Genomic DNA, 1,629 nt, shown 5'->3' with positions numbered 1-1,629 from the left:
TAGTTTCCCCTGAAAAAGTCAGGGTGTTTTGAGCATAATTAAAAGGAATTCAGCACCTCAAAATGGAAATTGTTATTGACGAGATAACAAAGTTCCACACCCCGAGGGAAGAATTCCTTTGCTATAGGAGTTCAACAGAAGCCCTCGGGAATCCTTCCAAGAGGTGAAGAAAATGTTGAAACTTCGAGACGAGCAATTGACCATCTGGGATGCCATTCTCCCGGAATCTGTTAGAAAGTTGCCGGTCGAGCTTGCAATCATAGATCAATTACTGGACGACGACCGTTTTCTTCAACCGTTTACTGAGTTGCACCCGAAAGGCAAGAAAAGCGGCCGTCCTACGCTTGCAATTGAAAAGTACATCCGTCTTATGGTCCTGAAGCATAAATACAATTTGGGCTACGAGTCACTCGTGAAGGAAGTCGGTGACAGCATCACATGGCGAATGTTCTGCCGGTTTGCCATCGACGAACCGATGCCCGACCCGTCTACGCTCATCTATGCCCGCAAACGCTACGGCGACAAGATCGTCGAAGACATCAATGCCGCACTCGTAAAGCAGTGTGAGGAAAAAGCCGTTCTGAAAACCCGCAAATTGCGCACGGATACGACGGTTGTGGAATCCGACATCCATCACCCGACAGACGCTACGCTGTTGCAAGATGGCGTAAAAGTCATCACTCGAACGATTCAGAAAATCCGGAAAGTCGCCTCCCACACTGTTCAAGGCTTTGAAGATCGTACGGCAGAAATCAAGGAAAAGATTCTGTCCATCGCGAAAGTTCTACGTCGCCGCACCCGTGAATCTTGGGAAGAAGTTGACCGGATCACTGGGAGCGTAATCGAAGTAGCCGAGAACGTTGTGAACAAGGCGCAAGCCGTTATCGAGAAACTGCAAGACAAGGGCAAAGCTGCTCTTCGACAAAGTAAAACCAAACTGACCGAGGCGGTCACGCTAACCGGCAAGTTGTTGGAACAAGCCAAACAGGTCGTTTCCGGCAATCGAATCATCGCAGATCGGATCGTCAGTTTCTTTGACCCGGAAGCAAGACCGATTAAGAAAGGTAAGCTGGCCAAAGGAACTGAGTTCGGCTACAAGGTGCGAATCGACGAGACGGAAAGCGGCTTTGTGACCGGCTACGCTGTCTACGAGGGGAACCCCTCGGATGATGAACTGCTCGTTCCCGCTGTACAGGCGCATATCAAACAATTCGGCAAAGCGCCGCAAGCTGTAGCGACCGACCGCGGTTTCTCAAGCAAGAAGAACGAAACGGCCATTACCGAACTTGGTGTGAAGCGAGCTAGCTTGCCGCGAAAGGGCAAAAAAGGCATTGCCCGATCCGAGTACGAAAACGAATTATGGTTCAAAGACTTGCAGCGTTACCGTGCAGCTGGAGAAGCGAAGATTAGTCTTCTCAAGCGGAAGTACGGTTTGAACCGCAGCAGGTATCGGGGCTTTGTCGGCTCAAAATGCTGGGTCGGCTTCGGGATTCTGACCCACAACCTGCAAAGAGCGGCAAAAATGCTCCAAAACTAACATGGAAACCGATCATTAGGGAAAGTTCCCCCTCACAACCCAGCCAGCAACCCGAAACTATTTTTGAAAATCGACTTTTTCAGGAGCAACTA

At 49.8% G+C, this 1,629-nt stretch carries 1 protein-coding gene; it reads left to right on the top strand.

Going from position 1 to position 1,629, the window contains the following annotated elements; translation table 11 throughout:
* The first annotated feature begins 172 nt into the window (after positions 1-172).
* Complete coding sequence (locus F560_RS0122020; RefSeq protein ID WP_019007868.1) at positions 173-1,537, top strand: ISNCY family transposase; 1,365 nt, start codon at positions 173-175, stop codon at positions 1,535-1,537.
* The last annotated feature ends 92 nt before the right edge of the window (positions 1,538-1,629 follow it).

It is taken from the genome of Cohnella laeviribosi DSM 21336, assembly GCF_000378425.1.
GTDB lineage: Bacteria > Bacillota > Bacilli > Paenibacillales > Paenibacillaceae > Cohnella > Cohnella laeviribosi.
The sequence above is the reverse complement of the archived record's forward strand: the minus strand, read 5'-3'. Positions and strand labels throughout refer to the sequence as shown.

Bases quoted from the DNA above. Each gene is read 5' to 3' on its own strand.
- F560_RS0122020 (WP_019007868.1), top strand. From the start codon at position 173: ATGTTGAAACTTCGAGACGAGCAATTGACCATCTGGGATGCCATTCTC.